Below are 2,397 nucleotides of genomic sequence, written 5' to 3'. Positions count from 1 at the left end.
GGACGTGCGCCAGATTGAGTGCCACGCCGGGCGGGAGCGGCAGCCGGCCGAACAGCGTGCCGCGCCACTTGGCATACGGAGGCCAGGCACGGCAGAGCAGGAACCCGAGGTGCCTCGTGGCGTCGACCAGCCGCGCAGCGATGACGCGTGAGCCCAGATCGTCACCGCGGTCCGCGGCCCGGCCCATCAGGGGCAACTCCTGGCCGATCCGGCGCCAGTCACAGGCCACGAGATAGCGCCACAGATCGTCCGGGTACCAGTCCAGAGCCGCACGCAGCGCGGGCAACGCGCCACCGGTGTCCTCGAACACCTCGCCGCCCACGACTTCGAGGGCCACCTGGCGGGTCAGCGAGAGCCAGTCCTGCGGTGTCGGTGCGTGGCGTGGATCGAACTCCAGCCGCGTCGTCGAGCCCGAGCACGTCCGACCCGGTTCCCACCCGAGCTGCAGCCCTCGGCAGACCCGGGCACTGCGCATCTAGGATCGGCCGGATCAACTCCACCCGGTAGTCCCTGGCCACCTCGATGCCGCTGCGCACCCGGCCATGCTCCCATCCGGCCAGCTGACGACAGCGCGGATGACCTCGCCCGCCGACCCGCGACCGGCCTACCATCACGTATGCCGTTGCGCGTCCTGCTCGCCGAGGACAACGCGCTGCTCCGGCAGGGGCTGGTCCGGATGCTGATGGATCACCCGGAGGTCGCCGAGGTGCGCGAATGCGCGAGCCTGGAGGAGGTGCGGGCGGAGGTCACGGCATACGGGCCCGATGTCGTGCTCACCGATCTGAAGATGCCCCCGGCGCATCGCGACGAGGGCGTGGTCATCGGCCGGGAGCTACGCCTCAGCAATCCGGGGACCGGGGTTGTCGTCCTGTCGAACTACCTCGAAGCCGAGCACGCCCTGGCGTTGCTCGCCGACGGGAGCACCGGGCGCGGCTACCTGCTCAAGGACCGGGTCGGGGACGTCGAGCAACTCGTGGCCGCGCTCGCGGCGGTCTGCCGCGGCGAGTCGGTCATCGACCCTCAGGTCGTCGACGAACTCATGCGCCACCAGGCCCGCAGCGCGACCAGCCCGATCGCGCGCCTGACCTCGCGGGAGCGAGAGGTGCTCGCCCTCGTCGCCACCGGCGCCGCGAACGCCGCTGTCGCCCAACACCTTGTCATCACCCAGCGGGCCGTGGAAAAGCACATCAACGCGATCTTCGCCAAGCTCGAACTGCCGATCGGAGTGGCGCGCGATCGCCGGGTGTCGGCGGTGCTGCTCTATCTCGCCGACAGTGGTGCGCGCACCCTGGCCGATCCCGGTCGGCGCTGAGATCATCGCCTCGTGGAGACGCGGACGGCGAGCGCCGGCGTCCTGGTCGTCGACGATCAGGCGGCATTCCGCGCGACCGCCGCGGCACTGGTCGCCGAGACCCACGGCCTGCACGTATGCCGCACGGCGGCCAGCGTGATCCAAGCCCGGTCCGCGTTGGCCACGTCCGGCCTCGACGTCGTGCTGCTCGACATCCGGATGCCGGGCGAGGACGCGCTCGGCTTCGCCGCCTGGGTGCGGAGGGTGCGGCCCGAGTTGGTGGTGGTCCTGGTGTCGGCGTATGGCGTGCTCGACGTCCCGATCTCGCTGCTCGCCGCGGGCGTCGGTTTCGTCGCGAAGGAGGACCTGGCACCGGCGAGCTTGCTCGCCGCGATCGCTGCAGCAAGAGCGGGACATCCGGGAGACGCGCTCCGGTGAGGGGCGAACCTCGATGAGCCCCGGTCCGGGCGACCGCACCCCGGCCGTGGCCCAGGCGGACGACGAGACGCGAGATCGACTGCGACGACTGGTGTCGGTCAATGCAGTCGGGCTCGGCGGCTCCGTGGTCGCCCTGACGATCCTTGCGGTGACGCGGGTCCACGACGCGAACCTCTATCGCGACATCGGCGCCCTCGCCGCCGGGTTCCTCCTCGTGGCGTCCGGGCTGATCGGCCTGCGCCGGGGCTTGATCCAGATGGGGGCGCTATCGGTCGTGGGCGCCAACTGGCTTGTCGCCGCCGCGCTGACCTGGTTCAATCCGTTCACCCTGCCGATCGCCGTGCTCGCCGTCATCGCACCGGTCGTGCTCGTTTTCGATGTGCTGCGCCGACGGACCCTCGCTGCCGTGATCGTCGCCACCGTCCTCGGGGCAGGCGCACTGACGGGGGCTGGGGAGAATCGACGCCTGAAACCCGATGCGCTGCAACCCGATTCATCGCTCACGGTGCCGATCGTGGCCGTATTCGTCGCCGTGGTTGCCTTGGTGATCGTCGCCGGGCTTCGCGAGCAGGTGCGGCGGCTGCGGCAGCAGACGGCGGACCTCGACGCCTCTCGCCGCCGGCTCGCGGTCGCGGGCGACGAGGCGCGCCAGGCGATCGAAAGCGACC

The 2,397-nt window shown here is 71.1% G+C and carries 4 protein-coding genes; 3 read left to right on the top strand and 1 reads right to left on the bottom strand.

Annotation, left to right across the window (positions count from 1 at the left end; genetic code table 11):
* On the bottom strand, positions 1–475 hold a 475-nt coding region (locus PKH97_RS12235; RefSeq protein ID WP_324387750.1), incomplete at its 3' end, for a DUF4037 domain-containing protein.
* Positions 476–616: 141 nt separating this feature from the next.
* On the opposite strand from PKH97_RS12235, the gene PKH97_RS12230 reads away from it, so the two are divergent.
* The 3 genes from PKH97_RS12230 to PKH97_RS12220 form a co-directional block, all read left to right on the top strand.
* Positions 617–1,312 (top strand): response regulator transcription factor, encoded by a 696-nt coding sequence (locus PKH97_RS12230; protein ID WP_324387748.1) that lies wholly within the window; start codon positions 617–619, stop codon positions 1,310–1,312.
* Between the two features lie 12 nt (positions 1,313–1,324).
* Entirely contained in the window at positions 1,325–1,729 is a 405-nt protein-coding gene (locus PKH97_RS12225) for a response regulator (protein ID WP_324387747.1), read from the top strand.
* Positions 1,730–1,742: 13 nt separating this feature from the next.
* The coding region (locus PKH97_RS12220) for a hypothetical protein (RefSeq protein WP_324387746.1) at positions 1,743–2,397 on the top strand (655 nt) is incomplete at its 3' end.

This window comes from Nostocoides sp. (genome assembly GCF_035343835.1).
In the GTDB taxonomy this organism is placed as follows: Bacteria; Actinomycetota; Actinomycetes; order Actinomycetales; family Dermatophilaceae; genus Nostocoides_A; species Nostocoides_A vanveenii.
Note: the sequence above shows the minus strand (reverse complement) of the source record. Positions and strands in the feature narration are given on the sequence as shown.